The sequence below is a fragment of the Pseudomonas sp. LF020 genome (genome assembly GCF_053456425.1).
This window is the reverse complement of record NZ_JBRFIX010000002.1, coordinates 739011-758788: the sequence shown is the minus strand read 5'-3', so window position 1 is coordinate 758788 and position 19778 is coordinate 739011. Positions and strand designations below refer to the sequence as shown.

Below are 19778 nucleotides of genomic sequence, written 5' to 3'. Positions count from 1 at the left end.
CTGAGCAGAAACCGGTTACTCAACCGGGAAATGTTCGGGGATGACGGTAATGAACGCTTTCAAGAATCAGCTGACACTTGAGCAAGAATCACGACTGCATGCCCTGGATGCCTGGTATCGGGCGTTGGAAAATCGAGAGCTGCGCATGGATTGTCCCGATGCCTATCACGAGGAACTGTTGCGCAAGTCTGACGAGATGGATCGATTGGGTATGTTGACCCTGACCGAATTACGCGACCTGCGAAGGGACGCGGACGCAGCCTATCTGCTTGCGGTCGCCGGTAAGGATTATCACTGAAGGCCGTGCTGCCGTCGCCCGAACACAGCCCCGGGCGGGCGAAGGCAGCCTTGACGCATAAATCCGCACGCCATTTGGCGTGCGGATTGATTTGTCCTATCCACGTATCGCCAGCTTCAGGTCGTCAACAGTGTTGCGCTGCTGTCGGTCTGTGGCACGGCGATGTGGCTGTCACCGGGTGTCAGAATGACTTTTCGGCAGTCCTCTTGTTTTTTATCAAAAATCTTGTATCCCTCGGCGGCCTGCTCCAGTGACAGGCGATGGCTGATGATGACTTCCGGTGCAAGACGACCCGTTTCGATGTGATCCAGGAGCTCAGGCAGGAAACGGTGCACATGGGTCTGCCCCATCTTGAAGGTCAAGCCCTTGTCGAATGCATCACCGAACAGGAAGCCATGAATAAACCCGGAATAAACGCCCGGGACGCTGACCACACCTCCACGCCTGACTGCAGCGATACACTGCCGCAGCGCTTTGCCGCTACTGCCTTCAAGTTTGAGGGTCGCGAGCACCGTTTCCGTCGTACTTCCCTTTGCTTCGAACCCGACCGCATCCACGACGCCGTCGACGCCGCGCATCCCTTTGGTTTGCCGAATGATCGTATCGGCAGGGTCGTCGTCTTCGTCGAAGTTGATCGGAATTACGCCATAGGTTTTCTGCGCGTAGGCCAGGCGATAAGGATGGTGATCGACCATGAAAATCTGCTCGGCCCCGAGCATCCTCGCACAGGCCGCGCTCAGCAAACCGACGGGGCCTGCGCCATAAATGGCGATGCTCGAGCCGGGACCAATGCCGGCGTTGGTCACGGCCTGATAGGCAGTGGGGAGAATGTCGGAAAGGAACAGGACTTTTTCATCCGACAGCGTCCCCGGCACTTTGAACGGCCCGGTGTTGGCCTTCGGTACGCGCACGTATTCAGCCTGACCGCCGGGCACTCCGCCGTACATATGGCTGAAGCCGAAGAGAGCAGCGCCTGGGGGTATTGCCTTTTTATTGATGATCGCTCCACGATCGGTATTGGTTGTCTCGCAGGCCGCGAACAGATCCATCGCGCAAAAGAAGCAGCTGCCGCAGGCGATGACAAAAGGAATGACCACGCGGTCGCCGGGTTGCACAGCGGTCACTGCCGAGCCTGCCTCCTCGACGATTCCCATGAACTCATGACCGAAGATATCGCCGTGCTCGACGGTTGGAGTTTTCCCTCGGTAGAGATGAAGGTCAGAGCCGCAGATCGCCGTTGCTGTGACTCGCAGGATGATGTCGTCATTGTCCTCGATAACCGGATCCGGAACGGTGTCGACCTTGACGCTGTGCGCGCCGTGATACGTGAGTGCTCTCATGACCGCTTGCCCCTTGCTTCATCTGAATGTAAGTGGGAGAGGACTGCCGGCCAACGTAAGTTCACAGTGATAGCGCCACAGGTGACTAGCGGTCGACAGGCGAGCACCTGGCGCAATTTTTTCAAACCTTATGGAACAGAGAAGGGTCGACTGCAGATTCCTGCCTTCCTTGGAGTAAGTGCTGCTGCCGTGACTCGGTGTCCCTGCACGGTATCGGCATCTTGTCTGTTTACACACGCGACAAATGCAACAGCCCTGAACATTCAGGGCTGTTTTTAGTTATTCGCTAACACCTTAGCCGTTCTTGCTGTAGCCGCTGCCGGACTCCGACAGATTCGAGTAGAAGATGCAGCCGATCAATCTCGCGAACAGCCCTAACGTGTCTGCCAGATCCGGGTCGTCGAAAATGACCGCCCTGGAGTCCAATGCACACAGCGCGCCCCAAAGTTGTCCGTCGGGAAGGAAAATGGGCGCGCCTGCGTAGCTTTCAATCAGATATTGCTTCACCACAGGACGTGTCGAAAACCTGCCGTCGCAACTTATTTGTGGCACGAAAAGCACCTGGGGGTCTCTGCGAAATTCGCTGCACAGCGTGGTCTCCAGTTCCAGGGTGTCGCCGGTGTTGATCCCAAGCTCGATCGGATCGTAGGCGGAACAGACGATCCATTCCGTGTCGGTGAATTTTGCGATCGCCGCGAAGCGCGTTCCGGTCATGCGTGTGACGAGCTGCAGAATATTGGTTGTAGCTTCAATTTCAGCGATAGAGGAACGTTCCTCCGCGCTTAGCAACGCTCTGTGAATGGTCTCACTGAGAGGCATGCATTGTTCTCCGGTAATGATTGATCGAGCTGGCGACGGCTAAACGCTTTTGAAACTGCCCGTTTTGATATCAAGCAAAAGGAATTCGTTCACCTGAAAGGTTCCTGATGGCTGCGATAGCGAAGGATCATTGGTTTGCGGCTTGAGGCGCCGCTATCGGCGGCGTAGCCTTGATCATACAATTTGTTGGATCTCGCATTGAATGCAGGGTGAGGAAGTGGAAGGCGTAGTGTTGAACGAAAAGATGCAGCGTGAAGCTGATCGGCTTCTGGCGCAGATTGTCCGGGCAGACTCGATGATCATCGCGGTGAAGGCGGGGGCTCGTGCGGATGGCTTCGTTCTTGGGCTGGAAACCAGCGGGGTTTTGCGTGCCGGCGATGCTGAAAGGCTTTATGTCATTTTTGAAGCGGCTTTGGTCGAGCGTCTGAAAACGCTTTCGCGGCCTTGAGCTGCGTGTCAGTCGCGCGCGGGTGGGCGGAAGGGAAAAGGCGTAGCGGGGTAGTGGGGCCGGCGGTGGAGTCTTAGTCCGAGCCACCGGCAACGAGCATGGTTACTCTACGATGCAAATCCAGCGGTGGTTCTGCCGGTATGGCGCGCGAGTGAAGTGAACATCTGAAACCAGATTCATTCCTTGCTCTTGAAGCACTTCGGTCAGTTGTACGAGTGTCTCTGCCTGGATAGTCATTGCTGTCACCTCGTCAGATTTTCTGCGTTCATAATTCTTGACCAAAAAGACAACTGGCTAATTCAATTTTTCTACCTGATTGATATGCAAATCACCCAGGTCCGCTACTGGCGTCGGTCTGGGTTTGTAGCATCAACTTGTCGACGTGCGAGGGGGGCGTACTTCATTCGGCCGATGCGCGATGACATCGATGGCCTAATGTGTCATCAATTGAGAAATGCGGGTTGCATTCAGAACAGTGACCAGCCACTTCGACCTCAACGGAGTGCTGTAGAAACTCTTGATCGCGGTAGCGGGATGGCTTGATCGATCTTCGGGCCTTAGACTGCGAAGACCCGAAGATTGGAGCTTCTTTAGATCCGATGGATCTGAGTGATGTGCGGCTTGCCATTAGTTGGCGCGTAGATTTCTACGATCGCTTGCCAGCCGTTTGGCGAACCCGGAAGCGTAGCTTTCGACTTGTAGCGATAGTTGGTGCCATTAACGACTTGGCTGGAAACCTCTTCGGGCGTGTAGCTCACGCCAACGAAGCCGGCCAGTGCTTCTTTGAAGACTTCCTGATCCTTGGGAGTCAGTTTGTGGTAAGGGGTCCATCCACCAACAAGATGTTCTTGAGCTGTCATGAATTAAATCTCCCTATTTAAATTCCTACTCGTTTGGCTTTTCGGAGTACGCCCCGTTTATTCAATGGTTTCCGGAATCCATTTCCTGAATAGTTTTCCGTTCATCCCTGACTGCATTGAGATGATTGTCCAGGAAAACACCGATACGAGCTTACTGCCGGTGCCGGGGAGTGTAGGTGAAGAGGGAGGGAGGTCAAGGCGATCGCAGCGAAGAGGTGCGACCTGAAATTCGAGATATATCTATGCCTTGGGTAGCTAACGGCCAGAAGCGGATGGTTGAATTCACAGCCGATAGCGGGCACTTTTCAGGACGCCAGAAACGACAAAGCCCTGAATAATCAGGGCTTTGTCGTACATAAGATGGCGGAGGCGATGGGATTCGAACTCATGGACCTGTTACAGTCGACGGTTTTCAAGACCGTTGCCTTAAACCACTCGGCCACACCTCCGTTTGCGTTGCGGGCGCCATAATACCTGAATGAAACACACTGTCAAACTCTGTGCATGGCTTGTTACAGAGCGTCTGTTATGATCTTTGCCACTGAACGTTTCAAACCAACAGGAGTGTCGCCATGCGCGAACAGGATTACGCAGTTCACAACAGCGTGCAGGCTGAGCAGCTAGAGGTTAGCCGCGTCCTGCGCAACACTTACGGTCTACTGGCGCTCACCCTCGCATTCAGCGGTGTGATGGCGTTCGTGGCGCAGCAGATGCGCGTCGGCTACCCGAATATTTTCGTGGTGCTGATCGGTTTCTACGGGCTGTTCTTCCTCACCAACAAACTCCGTGATTCCGCGTGGGGCCTGGTGTCCGCCTTTGCGCTGACCGGTTTCATGGGTTTCCTGCTCGGCCCGATCCTCAACCGTTACCTGGGCATGCAGGGCGGCGCTGAAGTGGTCAGCTCGGCATTTGCGATGACCGCGCTGGTGTTCGGTGGTCTGTCGGCCTACGTGCTGATCACCCGCAAGGATATGAGCTTCCTCGGTGGTTTCATCACCGCCGGTTTCTTCGTGTTGCTGGGTGCAACGCTGGCGAGCATGTTCTTCCAGATCAGCGGCCTGCAACTGGCGATCAGCGCCGGTTTCGTGCTGTTCTCGTCGGTCTGCATTCTGTTCCAGACCAGCGCGATCATCCACGGTGGCGAGCGCAACTACATCATGGCAACCATCAGCCTGTATGTATCGATCTACAACCTGTTCATCAGCCTGTTGCAGATCTTCGGCATCATGAGCCGCGACGACTGATCGCTGCTTGTGAATCAACAAAAAACCCGCTTCGGCGGGTTTTTTGTTGTCTGCGAAAAGCGGATCAGTTGATCACGATGCTGCCATCGGCCTGTTGCTTGTAAATCGTGTAGGGCAGCAGAAACGTATCCAACACGCCGGAAACTGCCGCATCGACCACCAAACCAAAGGAAGCGTTGTGGTAATTGAACGCGTCGACGTCATCCGGCTTTTCAGCGTGCAGCATGCAGAAGTCGTAGGTTGCACCGCTGTAAATGCGCGGCACCGCGCCGCAGTAGCTTTTCTTGGTTTTCAGTTGATCCACGGAAGCCTTGTCGCTAAGCACAACGGTCTGCACCGTACCGCACCCGCCGAGCATCAACAACGCCAGCATCACTGCCTGAATTCTCATTACCGCCAATCCTTCGCCGGAAAAACCTTAATCTACGCCGAGCAGGCGCAAAAAGCACTCACGCCATCGGCGGTAACCGGCGTTTGACCGGGGTTTTCTTGACGATCGCGGTGTTGGTTTCGGCCAGCGTATTGAGGCGGTCGAGCAGGGTGTCCAGCTGTTCCATCGAGCGCACGTGCAGGCGGGCGATGAAGCAGTCTTCTCCGGTGACCTTGTCGCACTCGGTAAATTCGGGGATCGACAGGATCTGGCGTTCCACTTCCTGCAGTTGCCCCGGCAGCGGACGTACCCGGACGATCGCCTGCAGTTGATAGCCGAAACACTTGGGATCGATTTCGACGGTGTATCCCTTGAGCACGCCGCGTTCCTCGAGGCGACGCAGGCGTTCGGCCACGCTGGGTGACGACAGGCCGCTGATCTGCGCCAATGCCTTGAGCGAGCGGCGCGAGTCTTCCATCAAGGCGCTGATGAGGATCTGGTCGATATCGTCGGTCATGGCACAACTCCGGGATTAGGCACTTGCGGTAAACCACCCGCGATAAAAAAGGCAGAAGTCGAGTTTAGCCTGCTTTTTTCGCTGGAGGCGTGGGGTGTTGGCTTGGCATACTTTTGCCACGCTTTCGTCAAACGCTTAGGGAGATCGATGATGGACAACACAATCCGCCGTGGTTCATTGGAAATGACCGCCGCCATGCTGATTTCCGGGACCATCGGCTGGTTCGTGCTGGTGTCCGGGCAACCGGTGCTGGATGTGGTGTTCTGGCGTTGCGTGTTCGGCGCCGGCACCTTGCTGCTGATATGCGCGGCTTTCGGCTTCTTGCGTCCGGGCATTTTGACCCGCACCACGTTCCTGCTGGCGGTGCTCAGCGGAGTGGCGATTGTCGGCAATTGGGTGTTGTTGTTCGGCTCATATTCCCGGGCCTCGATCGCCATCGGCACGGCGGTCTACAACGTGCAGCCATTCATGCTGGTTGGCCTGGCGGCACTGTTTCTCGGCGAGAAAATCACCTTGCAGAAGCTGTTCTGGCTGGCGATTTCCTTTCTCGGCATGCTGGCGATTGTCAGCGCCCATGGCGGGCAGGGCGAGAGTGGTAGCGATTACCTGTTGGGCATCGCGCTGGCACTGGGTGCAGCGTTGCTCTACGCGATTGCAGCGCTGATCATCAAGCGCCTGACCGGCACGCCGCCGCACCTGATCGCGCTGATCCAGGTCTGCACCGGAGTGCTGTTGCTCGCGCCGTTCGCGCACTTCAACGGCTTGCCGCAAACCGGCGGCGCCTGGGCCAGTCTGGTGACGCTGGGCATCGTCCACACCGGTCTGATGTATGTGCTGCTGTACGGCGCGATCCAGAAATTGCCGACTGCCCTGACCGGTGCGCTGTCCTTCATCTACCCGATTGCGGCGATTTTCGTCGACTGGTTCGCTTTCGGCCATCGCCTGGAGATCCTGCAATGGGTCGGTGTGGCAGCGATTCTGCTGGCCGCCGCCGGGATGCAACAGGGCTGGGGCCTGAAAGCCCGGCGCCAGCTCAAATCGGCTTGATCAGATCCTTGAACAGGCCTTTGAGCTGCTGATTGCCGGCATCCACCAGATGGTTGTCGTCAAAGTACAGCGGCACGCCGTCCATGGAACCCATGCAGTTCCCGTTGGGGCACAGGTACGGCGTCGGATCGATCACCGTCGCGTTGCAGCGGCTGGCGGCGGCTTCGATGGTTGCGATGGCGACGCGGTTGCGTTTCTCGTATGCCTGCAACGGCAGAGAAATGTCCGTGGTTTGCCGGAACAATCGCTGATTCAGATTCAGACCCTTGTAGACGCTGAAGGGCATTTCCGGGATCGGTTTGACGATGTACACCGGATGGTTTTCAGCGATCGAGCAGACCGTGCTGACGTACTCTTCGGTATAGGCTTCGGCAAACCCGGCCTGGCGCTCGGGAAAGGAAATCCGGTAGCTGTTTTCCCGACCCGAATCCGCGTACAGCGCCGCGCGACTGAACAGCACCACCGGGATCCCGGCGTAGGCGGTTTTCAGTTGTTGCAGCTTTTCCTGATTGAAGCCCCGGCACTGGCTTTCGACGGTCTTGTCGTGCATGGCGAAGTGCGCCAGGGTCGGGCAACCGCCCCGTGACCAGGACAGCGCCGCCTGCGGGTTGTGCATTTGCACCGCTGCTGCGGTGGATTGCGCGTGACTGTCGCCATACAGAATCACTGACACCTCGCCTGTGCCCAACTTGCAATCCGCCGCCGCATAGGCGTTGGGGTAGCACTCCTGCGGATACAGTTTGCTGGTGTATTGCGGCTGCCCCAGTTCGACCAGCGCCGGGCGCCAGTCGGGGTGTTGCTTGACCAGCGACGACGTTACTGCCGACACCGCAACCACAGCTACAGTCAGTGACGCGAACTTGATCACCGTGCGTGCGGCGGTCGTACCTTTCTGCACCTTCGATTCAACCAGATAGAAGGACAGGGTGCCGAGCGCGAACGAGGCGATCATCGCGCCGATCACGTGTGGCCAACTGTTCAGCAGGCCGCACAGGTACAGCAGCACCACCAGCGGCCAGTGCCACAGGTACACCGAGTAGGAAATGCTGCCGACAAACTGCAGCGCAGGATTGCGGCTGAACACCGACCGGGTGTCGCCATGAATCACCAGCATTGTCCCCAGCACCGGCACCAGTGCCAGGTAGCCGGGCCACAGATCCGCTTCAGAAAAGCCCAGCACGCTGACGGCAATGGCCAACAGGCCGAGCCCTTCGCAAATCGCACCGCCGCGCGGGCTCAATCGTAGCGGAAACAGAAAAACCAGCCCGCCAGCGATCATTTCCCACGCGCGGGTGGGCAGCATGTAGAAGGCGAACGTCGGGTTGAGGCGGGTCACGACGATGGATGCCGCGAGCGAAATCAAGGCAAGGGCAAGCAGCGCATAACGGGTTTTGTCGGCACCGAAGAGCTTGTGCAAACCCATGATCAGCACCGGATAAAGCAGGTAGAACTGCCACTCGACCGACAGCGACCAGGTGTGCAGCAACCAGTTTTCATGCAGCGGCGCCGCGAAGTAATTGCCGCTTTCGGCAAAGCTGAAGTTCGAGCTGAACAGCAGGCTGCTCTTGATCGTGCGGATGGTTTCGCGCAAGTCGTCCAGTGGCAGGTAAAGGTAGCCGAAGATCAGCAACGCAATGCACAAAACCAGCAGGGCGGGAATGATGCGGCGGGCGCGGGAGGCGAAGAAACCGAGGAGGGAAAAGTTCTGCTGCTGCACGCCATTGACGATGATGCCGGTCATCAGGAAGCCGGAGATGACGAAGAACACGTCTACGCCAACGAATCCGCCTTCAAACCCTGGGACCTTGAAATGAAACAGCACGACCGCGAGCACGGCCAGTGCCCGCAGGGCGTTGATACTCTTCCTGAATTGCATTTACGCGTCCATGTCACATCCGTTGTGCGGCGCATTGTAGTGATGATGTCAGCTTTGTTACATGGATTTTTCCGTTTCAGATGTTCCAGCGTGGCGCGGTGATTGCCAGGCGTTGGCGCAGCTCGCCGATGTTGGCCGCCAGTTGCCGGGTCAGCAACCGGTAACCGTCCAGCGTGTTGTAGACCGGTGTGTCGAGACTGGCGTCCGGCAACTCCAGCGGGCGCTGCAAACGTTGCGTGGCGCCGGATTTCAAGGCCCGGGCCATGCCGATCAGCTGCACGCGGATCACCCGGTGTTCGGCCCGTAGCGCCGATTGCAGGTGCGCCATGGCTTCGGGGTCGTTGGCATCCGGGCGGGTGTTGCCGAGGATTTCCAGGGTACTGACGCACATGCGCAGGTTGCGTTGAATCGCGTCCAGTTCGGTCATGGAGATTTTCACTTCCTTGGACACCGAAGGCATCAGCGAGCGCAGCTGCACCATCACCGTGGTCACCCGGCCCATCAGCTTCAGGTGTTCATCGGCGCTGACCGGTTGGCCGCCAATGATCCGCCCGTACAACGTGGCGCAGTCGCGCAAGGCATCGGCCAGGTTGTAGCGCCACGAATACACCGCGTACAGCGGCAGGGCGAAGGAAAACGCCAAGGCCAGGGCGATGCCGATCAGGATGTCGACCCCGCGCCACAAGCCGTCGGTGATCGGGTTGTCACCATGTCCGGCAACGATGAACACGGTAATCGCCGAGAGCAGGGCGGTGTACCCACCCTTGCCGATCGCGTGATAGGAAAAGAAGCCGCAGACCACCGCCATGGCAAAGTAGGTCAGCCACGGCAGGCCCAGCCACGCCTGCTGCGCCACCAGCAGCAGACCGACGCCGGCACCGATCAGGGTGCCGGTGGCGCGTTCGGCGGCTTTCTTGCCGATGTTGCCGTGGTGTTGCAGGCCGCCGATCACCACCAGCATGGTCACCGAGGCCCACTCGCCATGGGGCAGGTTGATGCCGGTGGTCAGCAGGATGGTCGCCAGCAGCCCCAGCGCTACCCGCACCGCGTGAATCAGTCGGGCGTGCTGGTAGCGGCGGTACGGGTCCAGCAACGGACGCAGGATTCGCCGCAGCAGCGGTGGCAGTCGTTGGGTGCTGAAGGTGCTCAGTGCAAAGTCCTCGTCAGAAGATGTAATCGGTGGTGAGGAAGCTCGAATCGCGGCCGCGAATGATTTCGCTGATCAGGTCCTTGTTGCTGTCCTGGAACTTGGTCGCCACCAGTGTGCGGATCGAAAACACCCGCAGGGCATCGTGTACCGACAGCGTGCCTTCGGCGGAGTTCTTGCGCCCGTTGAACGGGTAGGTGTCCGGGCCGCGCTGACACTGGGCGTTGAGGTTGATCCGCCCGACCTGATTGGCGAAGGTATCGACCAGTCGACCGATCGCCACCGGGTTGGTGCCGAACAGGCTCAGTTGCTGGCCGAAGTCCGATTCCAGCACGTAGTCGATCACGGTATCGAGGTGACGGTACGGCACGATCGGCACCACCGGGCCGAACTGTTCTTCGTTGTACACGCGCATCTGCGGCGTCACCGGGTACAGCACGGCTGGGTAGAAGAACGACTCGCGACTCTCGCCGCCGTTCGGGTTGACCACTTGTGCGCCCTTGCTCTGCGCATCGGCCACCAGACCGTGCAGGTAATCGACCTTGCCCGACTCCGGCAACGGCGTCAGCGCCACGCCACTGTCCCACGGCATGCCCGGTTTCAGTGTGGCGAGTTTGGCGTTGAATTTTTCGATGAAGGTGTCGACCACGTCTTCGTGCACAAAGAGGATCTTCAGCGCGGTGCAGCGCTGGCCGTTGAACGACAGCGAACCGGTGACGGCTTCACTGACGGCATTGTCCAGATCGACTTCCGGCAGCACGATCCCGGGGTTCTTCGCATCCAGGCCCAGCGCGGCGCGCAAGCGGTGTGGTTTCGGGTGCAGTTTTTTCAGGTCGCTGGCGGCCTTGTTGGTGCCGATGAAGGCGAAGATGTCGATCTTGCCGCTGGCCATCAGCGCGCTGACGGTTTCGCGGCCGCTGCCGTAGATCACGTTGATCACGCCGCTCGGGAAACTGTCGCGGAACGCTTCGAGCAGCGGGCGAATCAGCAGCACGCCGAGCTTGGCCGGTTTGAATACCACGGTGTTGCCCATGATCAGTGCCGGAATCAGCGTGGTGAAGGTTTCGTTCAGCGGATAGTTGTAAGGCCCCATGCACAGTGCCACGCCGAGCGGTACGCGGCGGATCTGGCCGAGGGTGTCCTGTTCCAGTTCGAAACGGCTGGAACGGCGGTCGAGTTCTTTCAGTGCATTGATGGTGTCGACGATGTAGTCGCAGGTGCGGTCGAACTCTTTTTCCGAGTCCTTGAGGTTCTTGCCGATCTCCCACATCAGCAGCTTGACCACGGCTTCGCGCTGCTGGCGCATGCGACCGAGGAACGCTTCGACGTGCTGGATCCGTTCGGCCACGCGCAGGGTCGGCCACAGACCCTGACCGCGATCGTAGGCACGCACGGCGGCGTCGAGGGCGGTGAGGGCGGTGTCGGCGTCGAGCAGCGGGGTGCTGCCGAGAATCACTTGTTCATCGCCGTTTTCGCCGTGCAGGTACACCGGGCTGCGCACGGTGGCGAGCGGGCCGTCCCAGCGCCGCAGTTGGCCATCGACGAGGTATTCGCGTTGCTCGACCTGAGCGTCGAGGCGGTATTTTTCCGGGATGTCGCTGACAGAAGGGAACAGATTGCCAAGGATGTTTGCTGTGGTCATGTCGCTACCCCGTGTTGATGTCCGTATACAGATCAAAAAGTCTTTACAGGTTATACGCCTGAATACGCCGACATTTAAACCCGCGAATGTCACGCGAATGTCACGCAGAGATGCGGAACAGAGGGGGATCAGCTACGCCGTTTACCCTGTGGGAGCTGGCTTGCCAGCGATTAGGCCGGCACTCCCGCGGCTTTCATTGGCTGACACTCCGCTATCGCTGGCAAGCCAGCTCCCACAGGTTTTGTGGTGCTGTCCGAGCCCCAGCTCAATCCTGGCTGGCCCCGTTTGGCCCCCTCGTTGTCCCGCAATGCCCTCAACCCGCTGCCGTGCCTGCCTTAAGGTGTGCTCACAACAATAAGCGGTACCCAGGCGAGGATCCTTATGCGGGCAATCCCATTCACTTTACTGCTGGCGCTGTTGATGACGCTGTTCGGTTGTGGTGAGAAAACCAAACCACCGGCAGCTACTCGCAACGCCACACCCACCGACCCGGCACTGGCGCAGATCTATTCCAACAGCTGCCAGCTGTGCCACGCCAACCCGGCGGCGAACGCACCGCTCACCGGTGACCGCCAAGCCTGGGAACCGCGCATCCGCCAGGGCACCGACACGCTGCTCGACCATGCCATCAACGGCTACAACGGCATGCCGCCGATGGGCCAGTGCGTCGAGTGCAGCGAAGAACAATTCCTGCAGCTGATCGGCTTCATGGCCGACCAGCCCCTCCCACAATAAGGGCGCGCGCATGAGCATGGATCTGACACGGCGTCAGTTGTTGCAACGGGCAAGCATCGTCGGCGCTTTCACCGCAATGACGGCCAACCCCGCGCTGGGGCAGTTGATGCGTGCACCGCGGCTGATTCCCTGGCGCAACTGGTCGGGCGGGCAGAGTTGCCTGCCGGCGGCGCGACTGGCGCCGAAGAATCTTGATGAACTGAGCGCTGCGATTCGTCAGGCCCAGGGCAAGATCCGCCCGGTCGGTTCGGCACATTCGTTCAGCGCCCTGGTGCCCACCGACGGCACGCTGCTGTCGCTCAGCTACTTCACCGGTTTGCTCGACCACGATCCGAAAACCCTGCAGGCGGAATTCGGCGCCGGCACGCCGATGTCACGCATGGGCGTGCCGCTCAAGGACATCGGCCAGGCCCTGCAGAACATGGCCGATATCGACTACCAGACCCTCGCCGGGGCGATTTCCACCTCGACCCATGGCACCGGCAAAACCTTTCAGTCCTATTCGGCGCATGTCTGCGGCCTGCAACTGGTGACGGCCAGCGGCGAGGTGCTGGACTGCGACAGCCAGCGTCACCCCGAAGTGTTCAACGCCGCGCGGGTGTCCCTCGGCGCATTGGGCGTGGCGACGAAAATCCGTCTGCAGAACCGCCCGGCCTATCGTCTGCGCGAACGCCAGTGGATCGCCAAGACCGAAGAGCTGCTCGAAGACCTCGACAAGAACACCAGCGAAAACCAGCACTGGGAAATGCTCGTGGTCACCCATTCCGATTACGCCTTGTCCATCGCCCTCAACGAAACCAGCGACCCGGCCACGCCGCCGATTCCGCCCGAAGAGGAGGGCGGTAACGAGTTCGTGACCCTGATCGAGAAGATCGACAAGTACGGCAGCGACTTCCCCGAGCTGCGCCGCACGCTGCTCAACAGCCTGCGGCATCTGGCGAGTTTCGATGATCGGGTCGGCGACTCGTTCGACATCTACGCCAACGTGCGCACCGTGCGCTTCAACGAAATGGAATACTCGGTGCCCGCCGAACACGGCCCGGCGTGTCTGCGGGAAATCCTCAAACTGATTCAGGACAAGGACCTGCGCACCTGGTTTCCCATCGAGTACCGCTACGTCAAGGCCGACGACATTCCGCTGAGCATGTTCGAGGGCCGCGACAGCTGTTCGATCTCGGTGCACCAGCATTACCAGATGGATCATCACAACTTTTTCGCCGCGGTCGAGCCGATTTTCTGGAAGTACAACGGCCGCCCGCACTGGGGCAAGTTGCACACGCTTAACGCGAAGAATCTGCAGCCGCTGTATCCGCGTTGGCGCGAATTTGTCGACGTACGTCAGGCGCTGGATCCGAGCGGACGTTTTCTCAACGCGCATCTGGCGTCGATTCTGGGGGTGAGCTGATGGCGGTCAATCGACGCAATTTTCTCCTCGGCACGCTGGGTGTCGGCGCTTTATTGGTGGGCGTGGGCGCCTGGCTGCGGCCGGGTGATCGCGGTGCGCCGTACAGCGAGTATTTCCGCACGCTGAATAAAGAACTGAAGGACAAAGGCCCGATGCGCCCGGTGCTGCTGATCGATCTGGATCGCCTCGATCACAACATCGACGTGGTGATGCAGTCGGTCAAACGTGGCGGCAAGCAATTGCGTCTGGTGGAAAAATCCCTGCCGTCGCCGGGCTTGCTGAGCTACATCGCGCAACGGTCCGGGACGCAAAAACTCATGTCGTTTCATCAGCCGTTTCTCAATCACGATGCGCTCACGTTTCCCCGGTCCGACATCTTGCTCGGCAAGCCGTTGCCGGTGCGTTCGGCCGAGCTGTTCTATCAAACTCACAAAGGCCCGTTCGACCCTTCCAGGCAGTTGCAATGGCTGATCGATAACCCCGAACGTCTGCAGCAATACCTGGCGTTGGCGCAGGGGCTGGGCACGCGGATGCGCATCAACATCGAACTGGATGTCGGCCTGCATCGCGGCGGGGTCAGTGATGTGCAGGTGCTGGGGCAGATGCTCACGCTGATCAGTGCCAATCCACAGCATCTGCAGTTCGCCGGGTTCATGGGCTACGACCCGTTCGTGGGCATGGGCGTGCCGGGGATTCTCGGATCGCCCGAGGAGCTGTTCGCCAAGGTCATGCTGATTTATCAGCGCTGCGTCGATTTCACCCGCCAGCAGTTTCCGGTGTTGTGGAACGAAAACCTGTGCCTGAACACCGCCGGCAGCCCGAGTTACCGCATCCACGAAAACGAGACGCTCAGCACCGAGGTGTCGGTGGGCACGGCGATGCTCAAACCGACGCATTACGACTTGCCGTCGCTGGTCGAACATGTGCCGGCGACCTACATCGCCACGCCAGTGCTGAAGAGCACCGGTGCGGTGAACATCCCGGCGCTGGACGACAAGTCGAAGTTGTTCTCGTGGTGGGACGCCAACCAGCGCCAAACCTTTTTCATTTACGGCGGCAACTGGATGGCCGAGTTCGAGTCGCCCGCCGGTTTGCAGAGTAATGGCGTGTATGGCCGCAGCTCGAATCAGGAGATGGTCAACGGTTCGAATGCCGTGAGCCTGACCGTCGAAGATCAAGTGTTCCTGCGACCCACCCAGACCGAAGCCGTGCTCCTGCAATTCGGTGATCTGCTGGCAGTGCGTGGCGGCAAAATCGTCGATACCTGGCCGGTTTATTCCTGAAGCAAAAGATCGCAGCCTTCGGCAGCTCCTACAGGGAGTACTCAATCCCGGTGTAGGAGCTGCCGAAGGCTGCGATCTTTTGATTTTGCTCTCCCACCAATTTCAGCATGAAGCTTTCATGACAAAAGTTCGGTAGCACATAGCCAGTCCGGTCATGCCTATGTAACGCGCTTGAGGGGCCCAACGGGGCGCTTTTCACAAGCCGAGGCGGGACGCCGGGAGTGAGGCAATGGGGACTATGGAACGCTACTCGAAAGTGGGCATGCAGGAACTCGATCAGCGCCTGTCGAAGATCGTCGAGGCCGCGCGCAAGAAGCCGGTTTCGGTGTATCGCTACGGCGCGCCGTGGGTCTGGATCGTGTCGCAGGATGACTGGCAGGGCGCCTTGAAAGAGGTCTCCAGCTACATTCCGCCCGGCCATTCGCTGGTGTTGCTGCGCCCGCAGATCGACGATTTGCTCGACGCCCACCAAGGCCTCCTGCACGAGCTCAACGCCGAACCGGGCATGCTCATCCCCGCGCAAACCGTCATGCACATCCTGCTCCTGCAACTGCTGTATTCGGTGCCCAGCGAGCAGCAACTGTATGAACAGCTCAGTTACAACCTGCTGTTCCGCTGGTTCGTCGGCCTGGGCCTGAACCAGAAAGTCTGGAGCTTCAACGTCTTCAGTCGCGACATCGCCACGCTGCTCAACAACCCGCGTGCGGTGCTGCTCATCCAGAAAATCATCGGCGAAGTGTTCTGCGGTGCCTTGCTGCAAATGCCCGAGTTCTCGTTGAACTTCGCGCTGCTGCACACCTGGCTCGGCAAGCACAGCGGTGCCTCGACAGTCAGCAACTGACGCAACACACAAGGCGCGCAACAGCGCCAACAGGTCATCGCGAATTCAGGGGGTAGTGTGGATCAGATTTTCACGTCACGGCTGGCGCTGTGGGGCTGGCTGCTGGTGACGGCCGGCGCGCAACCGGCATTCGCCGAAGAGGCTGCCGAAGCTGCTGCGCCGCAACGTCTGGTGGACGTCAACGAATACTTCGTGCGCGGCAACACCGTACTCGACGCACGGGCGATTGAAGAGGCGGTGTACCCGTTTCTCGGCCCGCAAAAAGCCATGACGGACATCGAAGGCGCCCGCGATGCGTTGCAGAAGGCCTATCAGGAGCGCGGCTACCAATCGGTGTTCGTCGAGTTGCCGGAGCAAGCGGTGGCGGATGGCATCGTCTACCTGCAAGTCAGCGAAACCAAGGTCGGCCGGGTGCGCGTGGTCGGCGCCAAACACTATTCGCCGCTGGACATCCGCGACAACGTCCCGGCGCTGAAAGAAGGTGAGGTGCCGGACTTCGCCAAGGTTCAGGGCGAACTGGCGCAGCTCAATAAAACCCCGGGCCGTCAGGTCATGCCGCTGGTGCGCGAAGGTCAGCGTCCCGGCACCATGGACGTCGATTTGCAGGTTGAAGACCAGAACCCGTGGAGCGCCAGCGTCGGCCTCAACAACGACTACAGCGCCGACACCGAGAAGCTGCGCGCCGTGACCAGCCTCGGCTACAACAACCTCTGGCAGCTCGGCCACAGCATCAACCTGACGTACTTCACCGCGCCGCAGGACACCGACAACGCCAAGGTCTGGTCGGCTTCCTACACCGCACCGCTGACCGAGCGCTGGAGCGTGCAGTTCTCCGGTTATCAGTCCGACAGCAACGTCGCCACCATCGGCGGCAGCAATGTGCTGGGCAAGGGTCACTCCTATGGGGTGTCGGCGATCTACACGCTGCCGTCCAGTGGCAACTGGTCGAACTCGCTGTCGGCCGGCATCGACTTCAAGGACTTCGACGAACGCCTGACCCTGTCCGGCGAGAGCGACAAGGTGCCGCTGAAATACGCGCCGTTCACCTTCGCCTACAACGGCTTCCGTTACACCGAAAAGAGCCAGCTCGGCCTCGGCCTGAGCCTGGTCGCAGCCACTCGCAGCATTTTCGGTTACGGCAGTTCCGACGAAGACTTCGACTACAAACGCTACCGCGCCAACCCGAGTTTCGCCGTGGTCAAGGGCGACAGCAACTTCACCTGGACCTTCGACAACGACTGGCAGAGCGCGAGCAAAGGCGCGTTCCAATTGGCGTCGGGGCCACTGGTCTCCAACGAACAGTTTTCCGCCGGCGGCGCTACTTCCGTACGCGGCTATCTGGCGGCGGAACGCACCGGCGATGACGGCGTGCTGCTCAGTCAGGAACTGCGCACGCCGTCGCTGGCGAAATACGCCGGCAGCTGGATGCAGGAATGGCGCTTCTACGCCTTTGCCGAAGGCGCGCAACTGTATCTGCGCGACGAGTTGCCGGATCAGGACGCCAGTTACGCCCTGGCCAGCGTCGGCCTCGGCACCCGCGCCAGCCTCAGCAAATGGCTGTCCGGCAGCCTCGACTGGGGTTATCCGCTACTCGAAGGGCCGAACACCTCGAAGCAGGAATCGCGCCTGCACTTCAACCTTCAAGCCACTTTCTAAAGGAGCACGTTCATGCAGCGCCTCATTCTTTCGTTGTTGATCTGCCTGGGCTTCGTGCTCCCGGCCACGGCGCAGGCCTGGTGGCAGGACGACTGGCATTACCGCAAACAGATCGCCGTCGACACCACGCCGCAGGGCGCCGGGATCAATCAGGCCCTCGGTCGCACCGCGCTGCTGGTGCGCTTGCACACCGGCAACTTCACCTTCGACGGCGTCAAGGAAGACGGTTCGGACCTGCGCTTCGTCGCCGCCGATGACAAGACCGTGCTCAACCACCAGATCGAAAGCTTCGATGCGCTGATGGGCATGGCGCTGATCTGGGTCGACGTGCCGAATGTCGAGGGCGGGCAGCGTCAGGACATCTGGATGTACTACGGCAATCAGAAGGCGCCGGCCACCGGCAACGGCCAGTTGACCTTCGACCCGAATTACACCGCGCTCTATCACTTCGACGGCGCCACCGGCACCCCGGCCAAAGACACCACCGCCTACGGCAACACCGCACAAAGCGCCACCGGCGCGGCGATTGACGGCGTAGTGGGGCGCGCCTTGCAGTTCAGCGGTCAGCCGTTGCTGCTGCCGGCCAGTCCGTCGTTGCAGCACAACGCGGGCAGCGCGTTCACCTTCAGTGCGTGGCTGCGGCTGGATCAGGCCAGTGGCGAGCAGTTGATTCTGGCCCGCCGCGAAGGCGCCAACAGCCTGCTGGTCGGGGTCAATCAAGGCGTGCCGTTCGTGGAGATCGACGGCCAGCGTGCGGTCGCTACTCAGCCGCTGAATCCAGGCCAATGGCAGCACCTCGCGCTGACCGCTGAAGGTTCGAAAGTCAGCCTGTACATCAACGGTCGTGAGAGTGCGACCCTCGCTCAAGCGATGCCGGCGTTCAATTCGGTGATGGCGATTGGCGGCGATTTGGCCGCGGGCCCTTTCCAGCCTTTCGTGGGGGCCATCGACGAACTGCGCCTGTCGAAAGTCGCGCGTCCCGCGCCGTTGCTGCTGGCCGACGCCACCTCGCAAGGCGCGGAGTCGAAACTGCTGGCCTACGGCGTCGACGAAGAGCAGTCCGGCTTCGGTTTCGGCAGCCTCGGTTTCCTGCTCAACGCCGTACCGGTGGACGCCTGGGTGATCATCGCCGTGCTGGTGCTGATGATGTTCCAGTCGTGGATCATCATGCTGCGCAAGAACCGCACCCTCAGCCGTGTGAGCAAGGCCAACGAGGATTTCCGCGAGCAGTTCGCCAAGGTCGGTACGCGCCTGGAGATGTTCGCCGACGACGCGCAACTGGCCCAGCGTCTGCAGCACTCGCCGCTGTGGCGCCTGTACGCGGTTGCGGTCAAGGAAATCCGCACCCGCCGCGAGCAGGGCGCCGATACCTCCTCGGTGTCTGCCGCGACCATCGAAGCCATCCGTTGTTCGATGGACGGCGTGCGCACCCGCGAGAACCAGGCGCTCAGTTCAAAACTCTCGACCCTGTCCAACGCTATCGCCGGCGGCCCTTACATCGGCCTGCTCGGCACCGTGCTGGGGATCATGGTGGTGTTTCTCGGCACCGCGATGGCCGGCGACGTCAACATCAACGCCATTGCGCCCGGCATGGCGGCGGCATTGCTCGCCACCGCCATGGGCCTGTTCGTCGCGATCCCGGCGCTGTTTGGCTACAACCGCCTGATCACCCGCAACAAGGAAGTCAGCGCCGACATGCGTGTGTTCGTCGACGAGTTCATTACGCGTCTGGCGGAGTTGCACGGCGAGAGCCAGTCCAGTGAGGCGTCGCACCCGCGCGGCCATCACGCCAACCACTCCGTACCGGCCTGAGGAGCACCGACATGGCGTCTGTAAATGCCTCCCACGACGATGACGAAGATGCAGCGGTGGACAGCATCAACATCACCCCATTGGTCGACGTGCTGATGGTGGTGCTGGTGATGTTCATCCTCACCGCCACCGCGCAGGTCTCGGGGATCCAGATCAACCTGCCCAAGGCCAGCGCCTCGGTGTCGCTGTCGGAGGCCAAGACCAAGGCGATTTCGGTCAACGACGGCGGTCAGGTGTTCCTCGACGCCTACCCGGTGACCCTTGCGGAGCTGGAAGAGCGCCTGCGTATCGAGAAGGCGCAGAGCCCGGACTTCCCGGTGATCGTGCGCGGCGACGCCACGGTGCAGTACCAGAAGGTTATTGAAGTGCTGGATCTGTTGCGCCGGCTCGAACTGTCTCAGGTCGGTCTGGTGACCGGCAAACCGACGCAGGGCTGAG

19 protein-coding genes and 1 tRNA gene are annotated in these 19778 nt (G+C 60.0%); 11 read left to right on the top strand and 9 right to left on the bottom strand.

Features of this window, described 5'->3' with window-relative positions:
* The first annotated feature begins 49 nt into the window (after window positions 1–49).
* Window positions 50–298: a hypothetical protein gene (locus ACU680_RS07325; RefSeq protein ID WP_007969102.1), complete on the top strand. Its 249-nt coding sequence runs from the start codon at window positions 50–52 to the stop codon at window positions 296–298.
* Window positions 299–414: 116 nt separating this feature from the next.
* Here the strand turns inward: ACU680_RS07325 and ACU680_RS07320 are convergent, their stop codons facing one another.
* On the bottom strand, window positions 415–1638 hold the full coding sequence (locus tag ACU680_RS07320) for a zinc-dependent alcohol dehydrogenase (protein ID WP_448179087.1): 1224 nt from the start codon (window positions 1636–1638) through the stop codon (window positions 415–417).
* Between the two features lie 294 nt (window positions 1639–1932).
* Window positions 1933–2457 (bottom strand): GAF domain-containing protein, encoded by a 525-nt coding sequence (locus ACU680_RS07315; protein ID WP_367084680.1) that lies wholly within the window; start codon window positions 2455–2457, stop codon window positions 1933–1935.
* A gap of 217 nt (window positions 2458–2674) precedes the next feature.
* On the opposite strand from ACU680_RS07315, the gene ACU680_RS07310 reads away from it, so the two are divergent.
* Window positions 2675–2905, top strand: coding sequence for a hypothetical protein (locus ACU680_RS07310; protein ID WP_123588124.1), 231 nt, complete (start codon window positions 2675–2677; stop codon window positions 2903–2905).
* Window positions 2906–3495: 590 nt separating this feature from the next.
* Here the strand turns inward: ACU680_RS07310 and ACU680_RS07305 are convergent.
* Window positions 3496–3765 (bottom strand): hypothetical protein, encoded by a 270-nt coding sequence (locus ACU680_RS07305; RefSeq protein ID WP_007969132.1) that lies wholly within the window; start codon window positions 3763–3765, stop codon window positions 3496–3498.
* A gap of 361 nt (window positions 3766–4126) precedes the next feature.
* Window positions 4127–4214: transfer RNA gene (locus ACU680_RS07300), tRNA-Ser, on the bottom strand.
* Window positions 4215–4337: 123 nt separating this feature from the next.
* Here ACU680_RS07300 and ACU680_RS07295 point away from each other — a divergent pair.
* The gene (locus ACU680_RS07295; RefSeq protein ID WP_027613775.1) at window positions 4338–5009 is read left to right on the top strand and encodes a Bax inhibitor-1/YccA family protein; all 672 of its coding nucleotides are present in this window, start codon (window positions 4338–4340) and stop codon (window positions 5007–5009) included.
* Between the two features lie 64 nt (window positions 5010–5073).
* Here the strand turns inward: ACU680_RS07295 and ACU680_RS07290 are convergent, their stop codons facing one another.
* Window positions 5074–5400 carry a YceK/YidQ family lipoprotein gene (locus ACU680_RS07290; protein WP_400759746.1) on the bottom strand — a complete coding sequence of 109 codons (327 nt, stop codon included), beginning with the start codon at window positions 5398–5400 and terminating at the stop codon, window positions 5074–5076.
* A 58-nt stretch (window positions 5401–5458) separates the two neighbouring features.
* Entirely contained in the window at window positions 5459–5896 is a 438-nt protein-coding gene (locus ACU680_RS07285; protein ID WP_007915449.1) for an Lrp/AsnC family transcriptional regulator, read from the bottom strand.
* A gap of 150 nt (window positions 5897–6046) precedes the next feature.
* Here ACU680_RS07285 and ACU680_RS07280 point away from each other — a divergent pair, with 150 nt between their 5' ends.
* Window positions 6047–6943, top strand: a complete 897-nt coding sequence (locus ACU680_RS07280) for a DMT family transporter (RefSeq protein ID WP_448179086.1) — start codon at window positions 6047–6049, stop codon at window positions 6941–6943.
* Here the strand turns inward: ACU680_RS07280 and ACU680_RS07275 are convergent.
* From ACU680_RS07275 to ACU680_RS07265, 3 genes are all read right to left on the bottom strand, one after another.
* On the bottom strand, window positions 6930–8819 hold the full coding sequence (locus tag ACU680_RS07275) for an acyltransferase family protein (protein ID WP_448179085.1): 1890 nt from the start codon (window positions 8817–8819) through the stop codon (window positions 6930–6932). The two genes, ACU680_RS07280 and ACU680_RS07275, sit on opposite strands and share 14 nt — an antisense overlap.
* Before the next feature lie 76 nt (window positions 8820–8895).
* Window positions 8896–9936: an FUSC family protein gene (locus tag ACU680_RS07270; RefSeq protein WP_367086245.1), complete on the bottom strand. Its 1041-nt coding sequence runs from the start codon at window positions 9934–9936 to the stop codon at window positions 8896–8898.
* Window positions 9937–9982: 46 nt separating this feature from the next.
* A complete protein-coding gene (locus tag ACU680_RS07265) occupies window positions 9983–11608 on the bottom strand; it encodes an NADP-dependent glyceraldehyde-3-phosphate dehydrogenase (protein WP_448179084.1) in 1626 nt (541 codons plus the stop codon).
* A gap of 381 nt (window positions 11609–11989) precedes the next feature.
* Between ACU680_RS07265 and ACU680_RS07260 the strand changes: the two genes are divergently transcribed.
* The 7 genes from ACU680_RS07260 (at window position 11990) to ACU680_RS07230 (ending at window position 19777) form a co-directional block, all read left to right on the top strand.
* On the top strand, window positions 11990–12343 hold the full coding sequence (locus ACU680_RS07260) for a c-type cytochrome (protein WP_367084674.1): 354 nt from the start codon (window positions 11990–11992) through the stop codon (window positions 12341–12343).
* Window positions 12344–12419: 76 nt separating this feature from the next.
* Window positions 12420–13748, top strand: a complete 1329-nt coding sequence (locus ACU680_RS07255; protein ID WP_448179138.1) for a D-arabinono-1,4-lactone oxidase — start codon at window positions 12420–12422, stop codon at window positions 13746–13748.
* A 74-nt stretch (window positions 13749–13822) separates the two neighbouring features.
* Entirely contained in the window at window positions 13823–15031 is a 1209-nt protein-coding gene (locus ACU680_RS07250; RefSeq protein WP_448179137.1) for a DSD1 family PLP-dependent enzyme, read from the top strand.
* A gap of 229 nt (window positions 15032–15260) precedes the next feature.
* The gene (locus tag ACU680_RS07245; RefSeq protein WP_448179083.1) at window positions 15261–15872 is read left to right on the top strand and encodes a transposase; all 612 of its coding nucleotides are present in this window, start codon (window positions 15261–15263) and stop codon (window positions 15870–15872) included.
* A gap of 57 nt (window positions 15873–15929) precedes the next feature.
* Window positions 15930–17528, top strand: coding sequence for a ShlB/FhaC/HecB family hemolysin secretion/activation protein (locus tag ACU680_RS07240; protein WP_448179082.1), 1599 nt, complete (start codon window positions 15930–15932; stop codon window positions 17526–17528).
* Between the two features lie 12 nt (window positions 17529–17540).
* Window positions 17541–19340: a DUF2341 domain-containing protein gene (locus ACU680_RS07235; protein WP_448179081.1), complete on the top strand. Its 1800-nt coding sequence runs from the start codon at window positions 17541–17543 to the stop codon at window positions 19338–19340.
* Window positions 19341–19351: 11 nt separating this feature from the next.
* Complete coding sequence (locus ACU680_RS07230; protein ID WP_003224462.1) at window positions 19352–19777, top strand: ExbD/TolR family protein; 426 nt, start codon at window positions 19352–19354, stop codon at window positions 19775–19777.
* The last annotated feature ends 1 nt before the right edge of the window (window position 19778 follow it).